Here is a 21,676-nt window from a genome sequence, read left to right on the forward strand (position 1 = left end):
AAATAACAAGTCCATTTGCCAGCCTATTTTCCATCATCCTTCGTCACCAAATTGACCTAATAGGCCCGCTATGAGGGCAATTTACCTCCTTGCCTGATGAAAAATAATCATGGCAACTTTGGACTTGTTATTTATTTTCATGTGCCTAAAAAGAAAGTGTTAATAGCACTTTTTTTTTGTAATTGTTTATTATTTAAAGTTTTTTTGTTTTGAATTTAATTTTATTAACTTTTTCCGTTATATTTACAATAATTTAATTAGATGGACATTATTTTCTTAATAGTGCAATAGATGGTATACTATAGAAATAAACAATAAAAGGATGGTGTAAAGTATGAGTAGATCAATATTAGAAGATCTGTCATATAATAATATATTTCTTAGAGATAGTAAGATGTTTTCAAGAAGCAAGGAACTTATTGAAAATACATTAGATATTATTCTTGTGGTTGATAAAGATGGCAGGATTCTTTATGGAAATAAGAAAGCGATTGAAATATATGGATATTCATTTGATGAATTAACTAATTTAGATGTCTTTACTCTCAGAAATGAAGATACCAGGGAATTTACTCAAAAGCAATTAAATAAAGCATTAGATAGAGGAATAAGATTTAAAACATACCACTACAGAAAAGATGGATCTAAGTTTCCAGTTGAAGTAAGATCTATATATAGCAACAAGAAATCTAAAGATATGGTAGTGAGTATTATAAGAGATATTTCTGATATGGAGAAGGTATATAAAGATGCAAGAATATTTTCAATATCTTTAGATATAATTGATGATCCATTTATCATTTTTAATAAAGATATGGATATTTCTTATTGGAGTAAGGGTGCAGAAACCACATTTGGCTTCAAAAAGGAAGAAGTTATAGGAAAAAATATGAGTGAATTACTTTCAGAAGAGATATTAGAAGAATCACGAAAATTAATAGACATGCTTTCTCAAGGCAAAATAGTTAAGGATTATGAAACTGTAAGATTTGCTAAGGATGGAACTATAGTAAATCTTTCGATTTCGGCATCTCCGATTTATGATGAAAATGGGGCTTTTTCAGGAGTAACTGCGATATATAGAGATATTACTGATAGAAAATTAATAGAGAAGAAACTTGTTGAAAAGTGTGAACAATTGGAATTATTAAAGGAAAGGGCAGAATATGCCAATAAAGCGAAGTCAATATTTTTAGCTAATATAAGTCATGAGCTAAGAACGCCAATGAATGGTATTCTTGCAGGATTACAACTTATCAAATTAGAAGATAACAATGAGGAGCAAGCAAAATATATTAAAATATTAAATGACTCGGCTAATACTATGCTCAGAGTTATTAATAATCTATTAGATGTTTCTAAAATAGAATCTGGTGGATTTAAACTTAATAGTGAGAGGTTCAACTTAAGGGAAACAATAAATAATATTTATAATAGTCTTTTGATTACAGCAAATATTAAGGGGCTTGAAGTAATATATAATCTTGATCCCAATATTGATTTTGACATTATTGGTGATCAGGTAAAGTTAAAAGAGATACTATCTAATCTAATCACTAATGCCGTTAGATTTACAAATCAAGGTTATGTATCTTTCAGAGTAAAAGTGATTTCACAAGATGAATATAGTGAAAAAATTGAATTTAGGATAAAGGATTCAGGTAATGGTATAGATGAGAACTTTAGAGATAGGATATTTAATGCTTTTAGCCAAGGGGATCTATCTACGAGAAATGAATATATTGGTGTAGGATTAAGCTTATCGATCTCAAAGCATTTTGCAGCACTTATGAATGGTGATATATGTTTTGAAAAAAATGAAGATAAAGGATCCACGTTCATTTTTACCTGTGAATTTCAAAAAAATAAAACTAAGAAACATAGGTTAAAAACAAATAGTATGAGTAATAATAAAATCACAAGGGAGAAGATTGATCAAGATAAAGTGATTTTATATGTTGAAGATAATTTAATTAGTCAAGAGGTCATGGAGAGTATAATTAAAAGCAAAGGTTATAAATATATTGCTGCATATAATGGAAATGAAGCTTTACATATATTGAGAAATAATAAGGTTGATATAATATTGATGGATATACAAATGCCAGAATTAAATGGTTTTGAAACAACAAAGATTATTAGAGACGAGGGATTAGGAGGAAAACATATACCAATTATTGCAATCACTGCATATTCAATGCGCGAAGATAAAGAAAAATGTATTCAAGCAAATATGGATGATTATTTAGTAAAACCATTTGAAGTAGAAAAATTATATGAAATTATTGAGTTCAATTTAAGAAAATAAATTTAGAAAAAACAGTACTTAGAAATACGTACTGTTTTTTTAATTTAAAGATTAAGTTTATTTAAGGTATAGTGAATAAATTCCATAAATACAAGTATTATTTAAATATTGATTTTAAAACATATAATTGAAAAAGTCGAATTATAAGCGAAAATGCAATATAAAATAAATTGAATGAATAAAAATACAATGATATTATTTATGTAACGAACGTTATATAGAAATTTATAGTAATTAATGTAAATTAAAAGGGAATAATATAAGATTATTAACTTTAAAAAAATAATTTACGAGAGGAGTAAGCATTTTGGAAAATGCAACAAGAGATAAAATATTTTATACATCTTTTAAGCTTTTCTTGGAAAATGGATATGAAGCAACTAATATCAGAGACATTTGTAAGGAAGTAGGAGTAAAAGCGTCAACAGTATATTTTTATTATAAATCTAAACAAGATTTATTTTTCTATATCTATGACGAGATTTGCAATGATTACATAAACTTTCTGCAAAGTGTGAAAGAATTTGAACAGGAAATCTCAATAAAAGAAAAATTATATATTTTACTAAAAAAGAAATTAGAGTACTATATTTCTGATATATCCAAAAGGAAATTCATCTTTAGATGTCACTTGTTTCCGCCAGAGGAAATATCAAATGTAATACGAGAAAAATATAAGTTTTATACAGGAGAGGAAAATAAAATAATTTTAGAAATTATTGGTTTGGATCAATATAAAGATAAATTTATAAATGATAATATTGAGGATTATCTAATAAAGTGTAAAAAATTAGAGAATTATTTACTTTATGAAATGATAACTTCAAATATAAAGGTAAATGATGAGGCTATTGCTAGGTTATGGGATATATATTTTGAGCTGATGTAATGTTAAAAGAAGAATGTCACTATAAATTTTATAAAAAGTTTCTATGGTATGGGTTTAAATATATTTCGTTTAAAAAAGGGAGGGTATATATGGAGATAATTAATCAAGTAAAAGAAAGGCTATCTATTTTTAAAAATTTGTATGATGTTATAAGAATTGTTGATCCTTTAAAAAAACAAACAACCATCTTAAAAGATAATGAAATACAACAATTAAAAGGAACATGTTATGCCCTATGGAGAAAGGATACCTTTTGCGAAAATTGTATATCAATGAGAGCATATTTAAATAACGATACATTCGTAAAACTTGAATACGACCAAGAGAAAATTGTTTTAATAACTGCAACACCAGTGGAAATAGAAGGAAAAATATATATTATGGAAATATTAAAGGATATCACTAAAAACGGAAGTGCACTGCATAAATTAACTGAAAACTCTTACTGTGTAGAAGAGATGATTAGCTCTATAAACGAAAAGGTAGTTAAAGATGAATTAACAGGATTATATAATCGAAGGTATATAAATGAGAGGCTGCCTGCAGACGTTAAAAATAGCAAACTTAGTAACATACCATTATCTGTTATCATGGCTGATATAGATTTCTTTAAAAATATAAATGATAAATATGGACATGTTATTGGAGATAAGATATTAACTGATTTCTCCAATTTAATACTTAACTCAATAAGAAACAACTCAGACTGGGTAGGTCGTTTTGGAGGAGAAGAATTCATAATTGTGTTAAATGGGACCGAGTCAAAGAATGCCTATTTAGTTGCGGAAAAGATAAGGAAATTAGTTGAAGATAAAGTATTTACTTATGAAGATATTGAAATTAATATAACAGCAAGCTTTGGGGTATATAGTGTTAAAGATAACAATATAAGTATCTCAGATGTGTTATTAAATGTGGATAGAAATTTATATAAAGCCAAAGCTAGTGGTAGAAATAGAACAATCATAGATGAAGGAACATGTGAAGAGAGACTTGAGGGGATAAAACAAAAATCTATCAAGCTAGTTGAACTGAATAGACATATAAATGAGATAAGAGAACTTTTAAATGAAGCATGTTGCATGACTGCGACTGAAGAATCTATAAACGATAGATTACTTATTAGTCAATATTTAGATGAACTAATAGTTCAATACATGAAAGATTTAAATAATTTAAATTAGAGTTCATTGGTAAAGAAGAAAATAAAAGTAAACCTACATAAGGAGCGCAAAGAATTTTAGTATGAAAATAAAAAATAATGATTTAGATTATACAGAAATACTTGAAAAGTATAAGAAGGTAGTAGATGAAGTAAGTATTGCAGTTTGGGAGTGGAATATTAAGGAAGATAAGTTTTTTGCCTCAAATGAATGGGAAAAAATCACCGAATGTCATTTTAATAATTTGTTTGATTTTATCGGAAAAATAGTAATACATGAGGATAGAGAAAGAGCTATAAATGATTTGAACTTTTTTATTGAAGGAAAAATATCTTTTTATAGAAGCCAATTTAGAATTATAACTGAAAAGAATCAAGAGAAATGGATATTCTTCAAAGGAAATATGGTAAAAGACGAGAACGGAGAAGTAATAAGCCTATTTGGAGTGGCAAGTGATATTACTGAAGTAAAGAAGACTCAAAAGATATCTAGTGAAAGTGTATATTATGATTCTCTTACTAAACTTCCGAATAGAGTTTTATTTCTAATGGATATTAAAGATATTTTAGATAAGACCATCAAGCTTAATAAAGAAGGAGCAATAATTTTTATAGATTTAGATAATTTTAAAGCTATAAACGATACTTTAGGCCATGATTATGGGGATTTGATGCTAAAAGTTTTTTCACAACTATTAAGTATATGTGTTAAGGACTATGGTAGGGTGTATAGAGTTGGTGGAGATGAATTTATAGTTCTTATAGAAAAAATAAATTCCATAGAAAACTTAAAAAAGTTTTGTGATACATTATTAAACTATTGCAAAAAACCATTTGAACTTAATGAAAAACAGATATATGTGACAGCAAGTATAGGAATATCGCTTTTCCCACAAGATAGTGCTGATATGAATGATTTGATGAGATTTGCAGACTTAGCAATGTTTAAATCTAAAGAATATGGGAAAAATACATATACATTTTTTGAGGAAGCTTTAAGTAAAGCCTATTCACGAAGGATACTGATTGAAGTTGAATTAAAAGAATCAATTAAAAATGAAGAGCTATTCATTGTATATCAGCCACAAGTTGATGCTTTAGAAAATAGGATAGTCGCATTTGAAGCTTTGCTAAGATGGAACAGCAAAAAACTGGGATTTGTATCCCCTGCGGAATTCATACCTATAGCAGAGGAAAGCGGGATAATAGTAGATATAGGTGAATGGGTATTAGATAAAGTCTGTAAAAAGATTCGTGAATTTAAGGATAAAAAATATGAATTTAACAATATAGCAGTCAATGTTTCTCCTATTCAGATTAAAGAGACGAATTTTAAGGATAAGATAATAAAAGTTTGTAAAGAAAATGAGATACCTTTAAATTTGCTTGAAATAGAAATAACAGAAAGCACTTTGATTAAATTAAATAATCAAAAAATTGCTGACTTACATGAGCTTATAAATAAAGATATAAATATCTCTATTGATGATTTCGGGACAGGTTATTCCTCATTAAGTTATCTAACAGTTTTACCTATAAATACTCTTAAAATAGACAAATCTTTTATAGATAACATTGAAAGCGAAAAAAATAGAGCTGTAATAGAATGTATTTTAAATCTATCTAAAAGCTTAAAATATAAGGTCATAGCTGAGGGAGTTGAATTAAGGGAACAACTTCAAGTGCTAATGAATTTGGGATGTAATGTAATTCAAGGGTACTATTTTAGTAAACCAGTTTGTGAAGATGAACTTGAAGAAATGATGAAAATCAATAAAAGCATATCAAATTAATTGTACACTTGAGGATAAACGTGTCCTTATAACAATACAATGTTAAGTTCCGATCTGCTACATTGATGCATTTAAAGCTTGGGGGTAAAAGGGATGAATGGTGAAATAAAAAAAAATTATGATGATTTACAAATATATCAAACTGCATTACTTAATGCAAATGATATTATAATTCTTTTTTCAAGTGAGGGAAAGATATTAAAGGTTAATTTGAAAGCTATAAATTCTTATGGATATGAAGAAGATGAATTGCTTTCCATGAATATATTTGAACTAAGAAATAAAGAAAAACTTGATATAGCAAATACACAGTTTGAAAAAGCTAAATTAGGTGAAATTGAGTTTGAGACTATTCACTATAGAAAAGATGGTTCAAGCTTTCCGGTTGAAGTTAAATCAATAGGAGTAGAGATTAATAAGGGAATATTTGTTTTAAGTATAATAAGAGATATAACCAACAGAGTAAAAAATGAAGAAGAGATTAGAAAATTAGCTTCCTTAGTTGAAAATACAGATGATGCAATCATAGGAAAAGATTTAGAAGGTGTTATAACAAGTTGGAATCTAGGTGCAGAAAAAATATATGGGTATAAAAGAGAGGAAGTATTAGGTAAACATATATCAGTAATAATTCCTGAAGATAAAATTAATGATTTTTGTGAAATAATGAAAAAAATTAAAAATGGAGAAAAAATTAAAGGATTTGAATCTAAGAGAAAAAAGAAAAATGGTGAATTAATAGATGTTTCCATTACAGTTTCACCCATCTATAATTTAGCTGGAAAATTAATTGGAGCTTCTAATATTACAAGAGATGTAACAGAAAATAAAAAAGTAGAAGAAGAACTGAGAGAGAAATATGAGGAGATATCATCTTTATATGAGGAACTTATTGCAATTGAAGAGGAGCTAAGGTCTAACTATCAGGTGTTAGAGGAAGCGAAGGGAGAGGCAGATAAGGCAAACCAAGCTAAAAGTGAATTTTTGGCTAATATCAGCCATGAAATTAGAACTCCTATGAATGGAATAATTGGAGTAATTGATTTACTTAAGGTAACTAAGCTCAATAAAAATCAGAAAGAATATTTAGAGATGCTTAGTTATTCATCTAGAGTACTATTAGGAATTTTAAATACCATATTAGATATTTCAAAAATAGAAGCTGGTAAATTTGAACTTGCTGTAAAACCATTCGATATAAAAAGGACTTTAAATAGAATTACTAAAGAATTATCTTTAGCTTGTAATAACAAAAATTTAGAAGCTTCTTATTACATAGACCCATATATAAATTATAATTTGATAGGAGATGAGATTAGATTAAATCAAGTTTTAATAAATCTTGTTAATAATGCTATTAAATTTACTAAAAGTGGGCAAATTGTTTTTAAGGTCAAAAAAATAGAGAGCACTAATAACAAGTTAATTTTGGAATTTTCAGTACAAGATACCGGTATTGGAATAAAAGAAGAGTTTAAAAATGATATCTTTAAAAGATTTGTTCAGCAGGATATGACTTCTACCAAAAAGTATGATGGTACAGGATTAGGACTTGCCATTTCAAGAGATATTGCAAAGTTAATGAAGGGTGATATATGGTTTGATAGTGTTGAAAATAAGGGAAGTACTTTCTATTTTACAGCTGAATTCTTAATGGATTATACAAAAAATTATAAAGAGACAAGTTGTGATTTACAAGATAATAAAATAATTATTAACAAGACTAAAAAAATATTAATTGTTGAAGATAATGAGATAAATATGAAGATAGTTTGTGCAATGGTAGAAAAATTAGGATATGAATTTGAAGGTGCATATGATGGTAGAGAAGCTTTAGAGAAATTAAAAGATAATTCATTTGATTTAATCCTTATGGATATACAAATGCCAGAATTAAATGGATATGATGCAACTAAAATAATTAGGGCAAATGAGATAAAAACAATGGTGCATATTTATATTATTGCTATGACAGCTTATTCTATGAATGGAGATAAGGAAAGATGTATCGAAATAGGAATGGACGATTATATATCTAAACCATTTGATATTGATACGCTAAAAAATACAATATTAAAATATATATAATATTAGCAATCGATGAAAATAAGAAATTACTCATGCGAAATGCTATAGAGTTACAGGAGGTGTTATAATGACTAAACATCATCTTTTATGGTTAGAAAACTATTTGAAAGAAACATATCAGACATCAATACTAGAGAATTTTCTTAATCTTCAAATTGATGAAATTTCGGAGGGAAAGGTTAAATATAAAACAAAAATTATTGATAAATATTGTAATATATATGGTTATGTACATGGGGGCACATTGGCTTCAATTGCAGACGTGGTAATGGGAGTTTCATGTGTAACTTTAGGAAAACGTATAGTAACTACAGATTTGAGTATAAGTTATATAAAAAATGTACGTGAAGGAAATATAATTACAGCTGTTGGAGAAGTGATTAGTGATGGAAATAATATAATGAGAGCTGTATGCAAAATTTTTGATGAGAGCCAGGAGCTGCTTGTTCAAGCACAAGCTTCTTATTTTGTTATTGGAAGCTTTGATAATATTGATTATCCAAATTCAAAATAATTACTCATACTGAGTTGCAGGTTTTACACTTATTACTTCATATTTAGATTAATTTAAATATTTTTGATTTCATTCAATGGTTATAATTGCTTTTATAGTTTGGAATTGTGGTATGAAAAACTATAAAAGCACATTTAAAAGATGTATTAATAAGTTTTAAAACACATAATACTTCAGAGGATTTGGAGAACCAAGTGAAATGGACGAAAATTTTTGTGGCTCTGAATGAAGAAAACGTTTATAGTTGACAAATAAATGACATAAATTAATGCTAATATATTTATTATAGGAGTAATCGTTATCAGTTATTTACCCCAAAAGATTAATCTTTTGAATGTTATAATGATATTGTTTACAAATTTAAGAAAAAATTAATTAATTCATCAGAAAAATCATAAGAAATTAATAATATTATATAGGTAAAGGGGGGATGACTTAATGGGAAATATAATGAAAATAAACATGTATGCAGAAGTGAAAAGAAAAAAAGACGCAAAGATTGAGCTTAAAACTATCGAAAAAGTTATCTTAGAATATAACATCTGGATAAAGAAAGATAACAGAGAGGATAAAATGGAGAATTATGAAAGATTCATACAAGCGTAGTTACTTTTAAAGGTAGATTAAGTAGAGATACTTTATTTACCTTATTTTTTTGACTTGAATAATTATTCTTAGTGAGATATAAATTAATATAAAATTTACGATATAATACCAAAAATTGAAGTTTTATAGAAAATATGGTATTATATTAAATACAATTACTTAAATGGGAATATGAAATTGAGGAGGGAATTTAATGATTAATAGAGCAGAATTGAAAAGACATGCTAGGAATCAGCTAAAAGGAAGATGGGGAATAGCTATTGGTGCAATTATAGCTGTGTTTTTAATACAAATGTTATTTAATTTTATTACAAGGATTTTTGAGGATAATAATAATGCATTAGCTATCGTTTTAGCTATAATATCAATGATAGTTAGTACTGTAATGAGTATTGGGATGTGTAGATTTTCATTAAATTATGCTTATGAGGATAGAGATCCAGAATTCGCAGATATATTTTCAGGATTTAGAGTTATATTAAAAGCAATAGGATTATTTTTTTTGTTAGGAATAATAATATTGATAGGGACTATTTTATTAATAATACCGGGTATTATATTTAGTTATATGTTTTCACAATCTTATTATATATTAGCTGATGATAATAGTAAGTCTGTTATTCAATGTCTAAAAGAAAGTGCTGGAATGATGAAAGGATATAAATTCAAATATTTTGTGCTTTTACTTAGTTTTTTAGGGTGGATAATATTAGGGATTATTACATTAGGTATAGGTTTATTATGGGTGGTTCCATACATGAATGTAACAACGGCATCTTTTTATTTAACTGTTAAGAATAACTACTACCAATCTAATAGTTGGTTAAATGAATAAAATTGTATTATTTATTGAGTAAAAGATTACAAATAATAATAATTATTGATTATAATTATTATTAATGATAAAATTACATTAATATGTATTATATTACAATTGGAAGCTGTGAAGAATTCGTTTATTTGGGCATATTAAGAATTTGGAGCTAGTTGTGCAACCGGCCAATTAAAACTGATTAACAAAATGATTAGTTTTAGTTGGCTTTTTATATTTGTAAAAGAACGTTTATAAAAAAATGTATGAATGATAAAAAATTACTAGAATAGGAGGAGTATACATGGATATTTTTGTGGCAAGGCAACCTATATTTAATTGTAGTAATGAAGTGGTTGCATATGAGCTTTTATTTAGAAATGGGCAGAATAATTTTTATGATAATACCAATGGGGATGAGGCAACACGAAATGTTATAGCGAATTCATTTTATGCTTTCGATTTTAAGAGTGTAACTGACAATAGGAAGGCATTTATAAATTTTACTGAAGAATTAATAAAAGAAGAAATAGCAACCATACTTCCAAGTGATTATGTTGTGATTGAAATTTTAGAAAATATAGAGCCGACTGATGAGGTTATAAACGCATGCAAAAAGCTTAAGAATAAAGGATTTACACTAGCCTTAGATGATTTCGTATTTGATAAAAAATATATGAAACTAATAGAAATGGCTGATATTATAAAAATAGATTTTAAAATTACAAAGGGATATGAAAGAAAGAAGATATTGGAATTAAAAAAGGTAAATAATAAGATAAAGTTTTTGGCTGAAAAAGTTGAAAATAAAGAAGAGTATGATGAAGCTTTAGGGTTAGGATACTCGTACTTTCAAGGATATTATTTTAGTAAGCCGATAGTGTTATCAACAAAAGATATTCCGACTAACAAAGATACAGCATTGAAGATTTTAAAGTTAATAAATAAAGAAGACTTTGAGTTTAATCATTTAGAAGATTTAATAATGAAAGACGTAGGGATATCTTATAAACTTATTAAATTGATTAATTCATCAGCTTTTTTTATGAAAAATAAAGTGACTTCTATAAAATATGCTATATCATTATTAGGAAGAAAAGAAATTGTAAAATGGTTATATGTAGTTTTATTAAATGATTTAAAGGAAAACAATACTAACGAATTATTAAAAGTTTCCCTTCAAAGAGCAAAAATGTGTGAAGCTATAAGCAATATGAGTGGGTATAATGAAAGAAGTTATTCGGCATATATGGTTGGTTTATTCTCAGTTATGGATGCAATTTTAGGCTGTCCAATTGAAGTCATTCTAAAGGAATTATTTCTATCTGATGAGATCAAAGAAGGTCTAATTGAAGAGGCAAACTCGTTAAATAAAATACTAAAGCTAGCTATTTATTATGAGAGGGGTCAATGGGAAAAGGTTACAATTTGCGCAGAAGAGATGCAAATTGATATAAACAAACTTGCGGGTGCATATTTAGAATCAGTAAAATGGACAGATGAAACATTACGTACATAGTATTATTAATTTATTTAATTCATAAAAAAATAATTTTATACGAATTATGTAGATGGGGAATCAACATATATTTTACTAAGTATCATTGCATAAGAATTAGAATGATATTACAATAATGTGTATATGAAAGGAGTAAGAGATATGTTAAAAGTTTTAAGTATCCTAAAGTATTTAGCGTTAGTTGTAGTATTTACTATTTTGATTTATACATTTATATATTATTCTGTAATTAAAATATGAACATAAGTTATTTTAAATAGTGGATTTCGATTAAGGTATTCTTATAAAATTGATAAATTAAAAGACAGAGTATATGTGAAGATCATCTGGGAGCGTGAAATAATTATATAGTTATATAAGGAAAGAGATAGTATTTGGGAAAGTGCAATAAATACTATCTCTTTGTTTGGTTATCATGTCATCATTATAATGATTGACAACTTTAATAAAATTTATTCCAATTTTATTAATTTCTCGAAGCTAAAGTTAATCTTTAAAGGTTCAGAACTAAATCTGTAACCTTTATTTTTTCTTAATAATATATTAAAAGAGAGTTTGTATTTTTGACAATAAATTGTCAAGAATTAGTAATAATATATTCTTTAGTAAGGAGAGTTGATATTATGGAAAAAGAAAATGATAGGTTAGAAATAAAAGATTCGGTTTCAATTGAGGATAAACAAATACTAAGAAAAGCACTAGATGGTATAAATGGATGGAACTTTAATCCAGTAGCAGTAGTCACTAATGGTGTTGAGGAATATTACTTTATATGTAAAGTTAGATCAGTAATAGAAAATTTACAAATGGAAATGGCTAAGGTATACATAAAGGTTCAAAAAGACAATGAGCCAAGACTATTAGCTATAGAAGAAATTAATTGAATTGGATCATGAAATAAAGGCGATTTATTAGAGGAGAAAAGAGGAGAGGAATAAATAAGAAAAAATGAGAAAATTAAATAAAGATTTTTAAAGACAGTAGTATAGGGGGATATAACTACTGTTTTTTTATTTTGTAATTATTTGTAAAGACAAAATTACTTATAATGTCATTAATTTAAATTTTGAAGTCTAGGCATAATCAGTTGTGAAATAACAATGTATCTTATTTCAATTGATTACATTTAAGCCTTTGTTTCATGTTTGAGGTTCTCATTAAAACAATATAGGCATATTTGTATTTAGAATATCAATCAACTTTTTATTTAGTAAAGGCTCTGTTAGTGCATTATCACAAGTAAATTTAAGTTTGTCCAAACTCATAGATATTTCTTCTTCTATAAACTCTTCATAGTCAGACCAACCAATAGAGTCTTTTATAAAATCAAATAAATCAGATGGGTTATCAAATATCTTTAAGAATAATCTTTGATCACAATCATTATCCCATTCATTATTAAATTTTTCGCAGAAAGATTTCAAGCCTAGGTTTAGCAGCGTTTCATCAAATAACCACAGGCTATTTAGAAAAGAATATGAGTTATTCATTGATTTAACTAAACTTATATTAAGATTTTCATCATATTTTCTGACTTCTTTCACAACATTTTCATATGAGGTTAATGGGATATAAAACCCTTCAGATTTACGATCAAACCAAGTGAAAAAAGCCGTAGTAAGAAAAACATGTTGTAAAAATCCTAAGAGTTTATAAGCAGTAGGATAGACAACAAAACCATAGTGAAAAACTTTCTTTTCATAATCAAGTATTCCTGTATAAACTATTTTAGAATCTTTAGTTATATTTTTGTTCTCAAAGTAGCCTTCCCATAAATTAGTACCATCTATAATTTTATGTTCCCAAAAATAATAATGTTTGTATGGATTAGTACATCTACTTTTAGGTTTTATATCAATCTTCAAATTTATAATACCTCCCTTTAAACCTTTTGTTAAATAAAGGATAACTAAATATCCCAAAAATAAATACTTAGTTACCTTTATTTTAAGATGCCCTATTAGCTTAATTTTGAATAGAATTCTACAACTAATGAATCATTAATTTCGATTGGAACTTCATGTCTTAGAGGGTATCTTAAAAGAGTACCTGAGAATTCACTTTCGTTTTTATCTACGTATGAATAGGTATTTAAAATATTTGATAAGAAATTATTTTTAAAAGTTTCATTTTTTTGTGATTTCTCTCTCAATGAAACTATATCTCCTATATTGACATTAAACGATGGAATATTTACCTTACTGCCATTTACTAAGAAATGTCCATGTACCACCATCTGACGTGCTTGAGCCACAGAATTTGCAAAACCTAATCTATATACTATATTATCAAGTCTGCATTCTAATCTTTTGATTAAAGAATATCCTGTTTGCTCCTTATCCCTAAGAGCTTTTTTAACGTAAATTGAGAATTGTTTTTCCATTACCCCATAGTAAGCTCTTAATCGTTGTTTTTCTAATAATTGTACACCATAAGCAGAAAGCTTTTTGGCATCTCTAGCGCTGCCATTATTAGCTCTTTTCATTGCATTAGGGTGACCTATTACATTAAGTCCTAAACGTCTGCATAATTTAAATCTTGGTGTTCTCATTTTTGCCATAATAATTATCATCTCCATATAGAAATTTGCCGCGATAAAATTAAGCCTAAAAATAATATAGCACATGATAAGGTGGTTGTAAATGAAAATAATTATCAATTGGGAGAGGGCGAATGAAATTTTAATCAATCAAAATGGTAGACTTATAACTAAAACTGCGAAGAATAAGCGAAATATTAAAAATAGATAAACTATATTATCAACATGATTCAATTTATTATTCTCTTTGGCTATTGCTATATTAGATCCTAATGAATTATAAATGTATTACAATTTCAATACCTGTTTTATTTTCAATTAGAGGTATAAAACGCTCCTTAAAAATCAAATCAACGCCTGAAAAGTCGTCGAGTAGTGGTGGGGAAACTGTAAAATTATAATGAAAATGCCCATCGCCACCGGCTCCACTTATCATACTACAATTATAGTATTCATTTATAAAAAGCTCAAAAGTGGTATGAGTTAATTTGTTATCTAATAAATCATTTGTATTATCCCAATCTTTATTGAAAATTACGACACTTGCGTTTGAATATTGACGAATAGAAATTACAGAATAAATCTGATTATTTATTTCTATTGACTTTAATACTGGTAAGTTTAATCTAAAACCACTTGGTTCGACGATAGGTCGATATACTTCTTCATTCCACAATGTTCCAAATACTGATTTTAATTGATCTTCATATAAAGTAAATTTTTCTGCCCAATTAGTTATATACTCAAAGGGAGGATAACCAGGATTATTATCTGATATTTCTTTACGTTGTTTGATTAATTCACAAATTTTTTCATCTATTTTAGTAACACGTTCATCGTAATGAGTAGTTGGTCTATTAAATGGTATTCTTTTCATAATTATTCTCTCCTATGTATTTTATTTTAGAAATGAGTTTTTATTAATTCTATTATTTCATTATTTATTATGTCAGGTTCGAATTGATGTATAGGATGTCTAGAATTCTTTACAACCATCTGTTTGCTATTAGTAGACCAATTCTTTAAATCTATCTGGCTATTTTCCCATTCAGGAATTGATAAAATACTATTCTCTGCAGTAAATATTCTAAGTGGAATATCTCCTAATTTACCGTTATCCAATACTTTTTGTGCATTTAAACTTGCCATGTTACCTTCATCTACAATATTTTTGTTATACATGGTTTTAAGTGTCATTGCGGTATATAGATTTTTTAACTCATCTGGTAATAGCTTAAGATCGTTCTGACCTGATGTGATTTTCGAAGAATAACTTGTGTGGTAAAGTGCCAATCTAGCTATGCCAACTGATTTCAATAATTTATAATTAAAAACAGTACTATTGTTAAAGGCTAAGCTGTTTTTCAAATAGTATTCAGGGCTACCGCCATCAATTAGTACGATACCTGAGACTTCATTTTTATGTAATTGCGCAAATCTTATTACTGATAATGATGCTAAGGAATGACCAACTAATATGTAGGGTGGCTTTTGCCCTGATTTTATGAGGGCTGTATACATTTCGTCTACAATTGAATCTATATCTCTTGGAACATCTGTTAATTCACTCCATCCATGGCCAGGCCTATCATAAACTGCTATTTTAGCATATTTTGAAATTTCATTATAAAGAGGATAGAAGTCTAAATAAGAGATTGGCTCATTTAAGCCACCGGTAAAAACTACAGTGGCATTTCCTTCACCTTTGCTAAATATATTGATTTTATGGTTATTTATATCAATCATTTTTCCTATTGAGGAATATTCTTTTAAATCATTATATTCTCCAATTTTTTCATAATAAAAACCAATTAATAAAGTAGCCGTTATTAAAAACAAGATAAGAAGTATAAATTTTCGTAATCTTTTCTTATTTTTTAATCTCAATTTACGTTTCCTTTCCATTCTACTTAAATACATTTGCAAACTCTCCATTCAAATAATATTGTTATTTTTTGCTTCTTCATACTTTACATGTTCATAGAATAATACTCAGTCACCTTACCGTTTAAATTATATTACTATTATACCATATTATGTAAAATAACAATATTAAATTTTCAAAGAATATGCTCTTTATTTGTTACACTATATATTTAAATTACTTAATATTTAGAATTGAGTAATAAAAAAGTGTAAATTCAATTTAATGGGAACGGATTAGGGAGAGGAGTCTGTAAAAGAGATATATATCAGAAAAAAATTGTTATATTTAAATAGAGGATAATAGTTTAATAAAAAATTAGTGACTAAACCTCGTATATTAAAAATCTTAAGAAACAATAGTAGAGTATTAAGCAGTTATGTAAAATGTAGGTTGTATTCTGTAAAATATAGGTTATTTTGTGTAAAAAATACTTAATAAATGATTTTAAGGAAGATTTGACATGTATAATTATGGTTGTAATTTCAACATCTATAATAGGGGAGGAAGAATAATGATCAAATCTACTAAAAAATTAATAGTAACAATAATAACGGCAACAATGTTAGTATCTACAAGTATTGGTGTTTTTGCAGCATCTAATGATGGGTGGACAGAAGCGCGTAAAACTGCTTCAGCATCAAATGGTCAGTGGGAGAAATGGTGTAATGAATGGGAAACCATAAAAAATAATCCTACACAAATATCATTAACACCTGGTAGAAATGAAAGCGAACTAAATTTTGCCTGGTATTCGAAAAGTACCGAACCTAAGCCAAGTATAAAAATATCTAAAAATAAAGATATGAGTAATGCAAAAGATCTATCTGTGAAAAGTGAAGCAGCGGTTAATGGGTATATATCTAATAAAGCGACAGCTACGGGCTTGGAAAAAAGTACAACATATTATTATAGCTATCAAATAAATGAAAAATGGACTAATGCAACACCGTATAGCACAAAAAATACAGATAGTTTTAGCTTTATGTTTGTAGGCGATCCTCAAATAGGTTCTTCAAGCGAAAATGTAGTAACAGGAGAAGATAAAGAACAAGGACAAGACAATGCAGTTAGAAATGACAGTTTTAATTGGAATAATACTTTAAATACTGCATTAAAAGCGAATCCAAATATAAGTTTTGTTATTTCTGCGGGGGATCAAATTCAATCAAGAGATAAGAAGGCTCCGAATAAGACTTATGACAAGAATGAAATTGAATATGCAGGATATCTAAGCCCAGAGGCTTTGAAATCAATTCCAGTAGCAACAACTATAGGAAATCACGATGCACCAAGTGGAAATTATTCATTCCATTTTAATAATCCCAACGCTTCTGAATTAGGAAAAACAGAAGCTGGTGGAGGATATTACTATTCATATGGTAATGCATTGTTTATTGTATTAAATACAAATAATTATAATATAGCAGAACATAAGCAATTAATTGAAAAGGCTGTAGCTGAAAATAAGAATGCCAAATGGAGAATAGTTACTATCCATCAAGATATATATGGATCAGGGGAACATTCAAATGAACCAGAAGTGGTTAATTTAAGATATAGTTTGATTCCAATTCTTGAAGAAAATCAAATAGATGTTGTATTAACAGGACATGATCATACTTACTCAAGATCCTTGATGCTAAAAGGTGGAAAAGAAGATAAAGCTAAAACAATTACTGAAGATGAATTTGAAAGCTATATTGAAGGAAAAACACCTATAGATAATAAATATAATCAATATTTAACATCAATTGAAGATAAAAATAGTACTAAGAGTAAAGCAGCAGATAATAATATAGTTGATCCTAAAGGAATATTATATATGACCGCAAACTCAAGTTCAGGAAGTAAATATTATGATTTAGTTACAAAACAACAAGCTTATATAGCAGCTAGATGGCAGGAAGATATTCCAACATATTCTACTATTACTATTAACGATAAGACATTTTCTATAGATACATTTAGAACAGATACTGGAGCAAAGATTGATAATACTTTTACAATCACTAAAACTAAGTAAGGTATGAAATAATGTCAACAGAAGTAGGTATAAACCTACTTTTGTGCTTTTGGTGTTATAGATAGCTAACATATAACTTAGAATTAATGATAACCTATTGAAATCATAAATTGGAGGAGTAGGATGTTTTCAGAATTGTTTATAGATAAAAGAGTTAATATTAGAAGAGGAATTATATTGATACTTGCCATAGCTTTTTTCATTTTTTTGTATTTTTTCAATCAGGTCGACAAGGCACAGCTGGTTAATAGGCAGGGAACTTCTTTTGAAAAAGCAGTGGTTGAAGAGGTTTTGAATAATACTAATATTCAAAGTGATGGAAAAAATGTAGGCAAGCAAATTGTGAGGGTAAGGATGCTGAGTGGAGAGTATAAAGGTAAAGTTTTAGAGGCAACAAGTTTTTCAGGATACCTTTATGGTGCAGCATGTAAGGTCAATATGAATGTTATTATATCTTTAAGTAAAAGCGGAGAAGACTATGTTGCCTCGGTTTATAGTTATTATAGAGAACCAATAATATATGGATTTGTTTTTGTATTTATCTTAGTTCTTTGGTTAATAGGAGGTAAAAAGGGTTTTAATTCAGCTTTAGGATTAATTTTTACATTTATTTGTATAATATTTTTATTTATTCCTATGATATATAAAGGGTACTCGCCATTTTTATCTGCAGTTATTATTGTCATATTAACTACTATTGTTACTATGTATCTAATTGGTGGATTAACGAAAAAATCAATATCTTCAATGTTGGGTACGATAATTGGAGTAATTATTGCTGGTCTTTGTGCAGCAGGATTCGGATACTTTGCAAAAATATCAGGATATAATGTTGCAGAAATAGAAGAGTTAGTTTTTATTTCAAATAATACAAATATGCAGATTGGGGGACTTTTATTTGCGGGGATACTTATAGCATCATTAGGAGCAGTTATGGATGTTGCAATATCTATTGCTTCAACAATAAATGAAATTTATGAGCAAAACAAAAATATAAGCAGACGTGAACTCATTAACTCAGGAATAAATGTTGGAAGAGATATGATGGGGACTATGTCAAATACATTAATATTAGCATTTACAGGAGGAGCAATTAATACCTTAATTTTATCATACTCTTACAGCATGAATTATAATCAAATTATTAACATGTATTCAATTGGAATAGAAATAATGCAAGGGTTATCGGGAAGCATTGCGGTAATTTTAACAGTGCCATTAGTCTCAATTATAACATCTACAATGTTAACTTATAAGAAGTATATAAAAGAATATAGTAAAGAAGTAAACTTTTTCTAAAACTTTACTCCATATGCTCTTTATGATATGATTATTGTAAAACTTTACTAATTTTGGAGGAAGTATTAATTATGGAATTAGACCCTGAACAGACGAATATAACGTCTCAATTAATATTAATAGTTATCTTGACCTTAATTAATGCATTTTTTGCATCAGCAGAGATGGCTATAGTGTCATTAAATAAAAATAAACTAAAATTACTTGAAGAACAAGGAAATAAAAAAGCGAAACTTTTAATAAAGCTTATGGATGAGCCAACAAAGTTCTTATCAACTATTCAAGTAGGAATAACTCTTGCAGGGTTCTTTAGTAGTGCTTCCGCAGCTACTGGAATATCAGAAGATTTAGCAAGATATTTAAACAAAATTAATGTTCCATATAGTCAGCAACTTGCTTTAGTGATAGTAACAATCGTATTATCTTACATAACATTGGTATTTGGCGAGTTATTTCCAAAAAGAATAGCACTAAAAAAATCTGAAGCGATTGCAATGTTTTCTGTAAAGCCAATAATGTATGTGTCTAAGATTGCAGTACCTTTTGTAAAGCTGCTTTCAGCATCAACTAATATATTGGTTAAAATAGTTGGGCTTGATAAAGAAAATTTAGATGAAAAAGTATCAAAAGAAGAAATTAAGTCATATGTTGAAGTTGGGCGGGAACATGGAGTTATAAATGAGACTGAAACAGAAATGATAAACAGCATATTTGAATTTGATGATAAATTAGCGGATGAAGTAATGACACCAAGAACAGAAGTTTATATGATTGATATAGAAACTCCATTAAATGAATATTTAGATGAGTTAATAGAAGAAAGATATTCAAGAATTCCTGTATATGAAGGTAGTATAGATAATATTATTGGTATTCTTTATATGAAAGATCTTCTTGTTGAAGCAAGAAAGCACGGCTTTGAAAATGTAAACATTAGAAATATACTTCATCCACCGTATTTTGTTCCAGAAAATAAAAACATTGATAAGTTATTTAAAGAATTACAGGCGTACAAAAAACATATGGCAATATTAATAGATGAATATGGAGGGTTCTCCGGGATAGTGTCTATTGAAGATTTAATTGAGGAAGTTATGGGTAATATAGATGATGAATATGATGAAGATGAACCTGCTATAAAAGCTATAGATAAAAACACTTTTATAGTGCCAGGGATGCTGTCAATTGATGATTTTAACGAATATTTTAATGTATATATTGAAAGTGAAAATTATGACACAATGGGTGGATTTATTATTGAAACTATCGGTCGTATTCCCAAAAGCACAGATGAAAAAGATATAGAATATAATAATTTGATTTTTAAAATAGAAGAAATAAGGGAAAATAGAATTGAAAAAATAAAGCTTTATATTCAAAGTGAAGATTAAATCATAAAAATAGAGACAGTAAGAAATTAATAATACTATCTCTATTTTAATTATGATTTATTTTATTAGATAAAGATACATCAAATTCTTGAAGGGTGGATTAATATGACAAGTAAAGAGATAGAATTTATTGATATAACTAATCATGAGTATGAAGCATTAGTTAAAATGCAAATGGAAGCATATAAGAAGATTGTGAATTTCTGTAGAGAAAATATAAGTAACTCAGAAAAAGTGCAGATTATAGATAAAAATATATCCCAAATAGAAAAAGAAACAATAGAGAAACTTGAAGAAATGAGAGCTTACAATAAAATATTTATAGAAACAGTTAAATAGTACATTATATTATATTCTTTTCAAAGCAAATAGCTTCGAAATTATCAATATATTTACCGTAGTTGGCGATACGATGATAGCCGTTCTTTTCATAAAATAAAACAGCTTGTTTGTTTATTAATCGAGTTTCAAGCCAAAGAGCGGAGTAGCCAAGTTCTTTGGCTTGTATCTCGAGATGATGCAAGATTTCAGTTCCTACACCAAGTCCTCTAGTTTTTGCATACATTCTTTTAACTTCAGCAATATTCTCATTAATAGGTCTTATTGCTCCACAACCAACGGGTTCTTCATTTTTGTCATAAGCTACTACGAATAAAGAACGCGGAACACAAACATCGTTTAGATTAAATGAACTTTTTCCACTGTTACCCGTTATATATTCTAATTCATTTGATAATTCATCCATTAATGAAAGGGCATCAGGTCCGTTAGGGTTTTTTGAAATGATTTTCATAGTTATTCCTCCAC

At 27.7% G+C, this 21,676-nt stretch carries 19 protein-coding genes and 1 riboswitch; of the genes, 14 read left to right on the forward strand and 5 right to left on the reverse strand.

Annotated elements, in window-relative coordinates; translation table 11 throughout:
• Positions 1 to 334: 334 nt before the first annotated feature.
• From CLCHR_RS07085 to CLCHR_RS07125, 10 genes are all read left to right on the forward strand, one after another.
• The gene (locus CLCHR_RS07085; RefSeq protein ID WP_079438997.1) at positions 335 to 2,308 is read left to right on the forward strand and encodes a PAS domain-containing hybrid sensor histidine kinase/response regulator; all 1,974 of its coding nucleotides are present in this window, start codon (positions 335 to 337) and stop codon (positions 2,306 to 2,308) included.
• A 307-nt stretch (positions 2,309 to 2,615) separates the two neighbouring features.
• The gene (locus tag CLCHR_RS07090; protein WP_079438998.1) at positions 2,616 to 3,197 is read left to right on the forward strand and encodes a TetR/AcrR family transcriptional regulator; all 582 of its coding nucleotides are present in this window, start codon (positions 2,616 to 2,618) and stop codon (positions 3,195 to 3,197) included.
• A gap of 89 nt (positions 3,198 to 3,286) precedes the next feature.
• Positions 3,287 to 4,381 (forward strand): GGDEF domain-containing protein, encoded by a 1,095-nt coding sequence (locus CLCHR_RS07095; RefSeq protein WP_079438999.1) that lies wholly within the window; start codon positions 3,287 to 3,289, stop codon positions 4,379 to 4,381.
• Between the two features lie 61 nt (positions 4,382 to 4,442).
• On the forward strand, positions 4,443 to 6,152 hold the full coding sequence (locus tag CLCHR_RS07100) for a sensor domain-containing protein (protein ID WP_079439000.1): 1,710 nt from the start codon (positions 4,443 to 4,445) through the stop codon (positions 6,150 to 6,152).
• A 93-nt stretch (positions 6,153 to 6,245) separates the two neighbouring features.
• The gene (locus tag CLCHR_RS07105) at positions 6,246 to 8,240 is read left to right on the forward strand and encodes a PAS domain S-box protein (protein WP_079439001.1); all 1,995 of its coding nucleotides are present in this window, start codon (positions 6,246 to 6,248) and stop codon (positions 8,238 to 8,240) included.
• A gap of 67 nt (positions 8,241 to 8,307) precedes the next feature.
• Positions 8,308 to 8,754 (forward strand): PaaI family thioesterase, encoded by a 447-nt coding sequence (locus CLCHR_RS07110; protein ID WP_079439002.1) that lies wholly within the window; start codon positions 8,308 to 8,310, stop codon positions 8,752 to 8,754.
• A gap of 438 nt (positions 8,755 to 9,192) precedes the next feature.
• Positions 9,193 to 9,360 carry a hypothetical protein gene (locus CLCHR_RS24725; RefSeq protein ID WP_169896773.1) on the forward strand — a complete coding sequence of 56 codons (168 nt, stop codon included), beginning with the start codon at positions 9,193 to 9,195 and terminating at the stop codon, positions 9,358 to 9,360.
• A 193-nt stretch (positions 9,361 to 9,553) separates the two neighbouring features.
• Positions 9,554 to 10,195 (forward strand): DUF975 family protein, encoded by a 642-nt coding sequence (locus CLCHR_RS07115; protein ID WP_079439003.1) that lies wholly within the window; start codon positions 9,554 to 9,556, stop codon positions 10,193 to 10,195.
• Between the two features lie 92 nt (positions 10,196 to 10,287).
• Positions 10,288 to 10,370, forward strand: a riboswitch (cyclic di-GMP riboswitch).
• A gap of 105 nt (positions 10,371 to 10,475) precedes the next feature.
• Positions 10,476 to 11,690: an EAL and HDOD domain-containing protein gene (locus tag CLCHR_RS07120; protein ID WP_079439004.1), complete on the forward strand. Its 1,215-nt coding sequence runs from the start codon at positions 10,476 to 10,478 to the stop codon at positions 11,688 to 11,690.
• Between the two features lie 623 nt (positions 11,691 to 12,313).
• Positions 12,314 to 12,574 carry a cupredoxin domain-containing protein gene (locus CLCHR_RS07125; protein WP_079439005.1) on the forward strand — a complete coding sequence of 87 codons (261 nt, stop codon included), beginning with the start codon at positions 12,314 to 12,316 and terminating at the stop codon, positions 12,572 to 12,574.
• Between the two features lie 273 nt (positions 12,575 to 12,847).
• On the opposite strand, the gene CLCHR_RS07130 is transcribed toward CLCHR_RS07125, so the two are convergent.
• The 4 genes from CLCHR_RS07130 to CLCHR_RS07145 all read right to left on the reverse strand — a co-directional run bounded on the left by CLCHR_RS07130 (position 12,848) and on the right by CLCHR_RS07145 (position 16,149).
• The gene (locus tag CLCHR_RS07130; RefSeq protein WP_079439006.1) at positions 12,848 to 13,555 is read right to left on the reverse strand and encodes a hypothetical protein; all 708 of its coding nucleotides are present in this window, start codon (positions 13,553 to 13,555) and stop codon (positions 12,848 to 12,850) included.
• 95 nt (positions 13,556 to 13,650) lie between these two features.
• Positions 13,651 to 14,250: a 30S ribosomal protein S4 gene (gene rpsD, locus CLCHR_RS07135; protein WP_079439007.1), complete on the reverse strand. Its 600-nt coding sequence runs from the start codon at positions 14,248 to 14,250 to the stop codon at positions 13,651 to 13,653.
• A gap of 256 nt (positions 14,251 to 14,506) precedes the next feature.
• A complete protein-coding gene (locus CLCHR_RS07140) occupies positions 14,507 to 15,106 on the reverse strand; it encodes a hypothetical protein (protein WP_079439008.1) in 600 nt (199 codons plus the stop codon).
• A 26-nt stretch (positions 15,107 to 15,132) separates the two neighbouring features.
• The gene (locus tag CLCHR_RS07145; protein ID WP_079439009.1) at positions 15,133 to 16,149 is read right to left on the reverse strand and encodes an alpha/beta hydrolase; all 1,017 of its coding nucleotides are present in this window, start codon (positions 16,147 to 16,149) and stop codon (positions 15,133 to 15,135) included.
• Positions 16,150 to 16,667: 518 nt separating this feature from the next.
• Here CLCHR_RS07145 and CLCHR_RS07150 point away from each other — a divergent pair.
• The 4 genes from CLCHR_RS07150 (at position 16,668) to CLCHR_RS07165 (ending at position 21,208) form a co-directional block, all read left to right on the forward strand.
• A complete protein-coding gene (locus CLCHR_RS07150) occupies positions 16,668 to 18,179 on the forward strand; it encodes a purple acid phosphatase family protein (protein WP_079439010.1) in 1,512 nt (503 codons plus the stop codon).
• Positions 18,180 to 18,302: 123 nt separating this feature from the next.
• The gene (locus CLCHR_RS07155) at positions 18,303 to 19,478 is read left to right on the forward strand and encodes a YibE/F family protein (RefSeq protein ID WP_079439011.1); all 1,176 of its coding nucleotides are present in this window, start codon (positions 18,303 to 18,305) and stop codon (positions 19,476 to 19,478) included.
• A 71-nt stretch (positions 19,479 to 19,549) separates the two neighbouring features.
• Positions 19,550 to 20,869, forward strand: a complete 1,320-nt coding sequence (locus CLCHR_RS07160) for a hemolysin family protein (protein ID WP_079439012.1) — start codon at positions 19,550 to 19,552, stop codon at positions 20,867 to 20,869.
• A 105-nt stretch (positions 20,870 to 20,974) separates the two neighbouring features.
• Positions 20,975 to 21,208 carry a hypothetical protein gene (locus CLCHR_RS07165; RefSeq protein ID WP_079439013.1) on the forward strand — a complete coding sequence of 78 codons (234 nt, stop codon included), beginning with the start codon at positions 20,975 to 20,977 and terminating at the stop codon, positions 21,206 to 21,208.
• A 4-nt stretch (positions 21,209 to 21,212) separates the two neighbouring features.
• Here CLCHR_RS07165 and CLCHR_RS07170 read toward each other — a convergent pair whose 3' ends face one another.
• Positions 21,213 to 21,662: a GNAT family N-acetyltransferase gene (locus CLCHR_RS07170; RefSeq protein ID WP_079439014.1), complete on the reverse strand. Its 450-nt coding sequence runs from the start codon at positions 21,660 to 21,662 to the stop codon at positions 21,213 to 21,215.
• Between the last annotated feature and the right edge of the window lie 14 nt (positions 21,663 to 21,676).

The sequence above is a fragment of the Clostridium chromiireducens genome (assembly GCF_002029255.1).
GTDB classification, from domain to species: Bacteria; Bacillota; Clostridia; order Clostridiales; family Clostridiaceae; genus Clostridium; species Clostridium chromiireducens.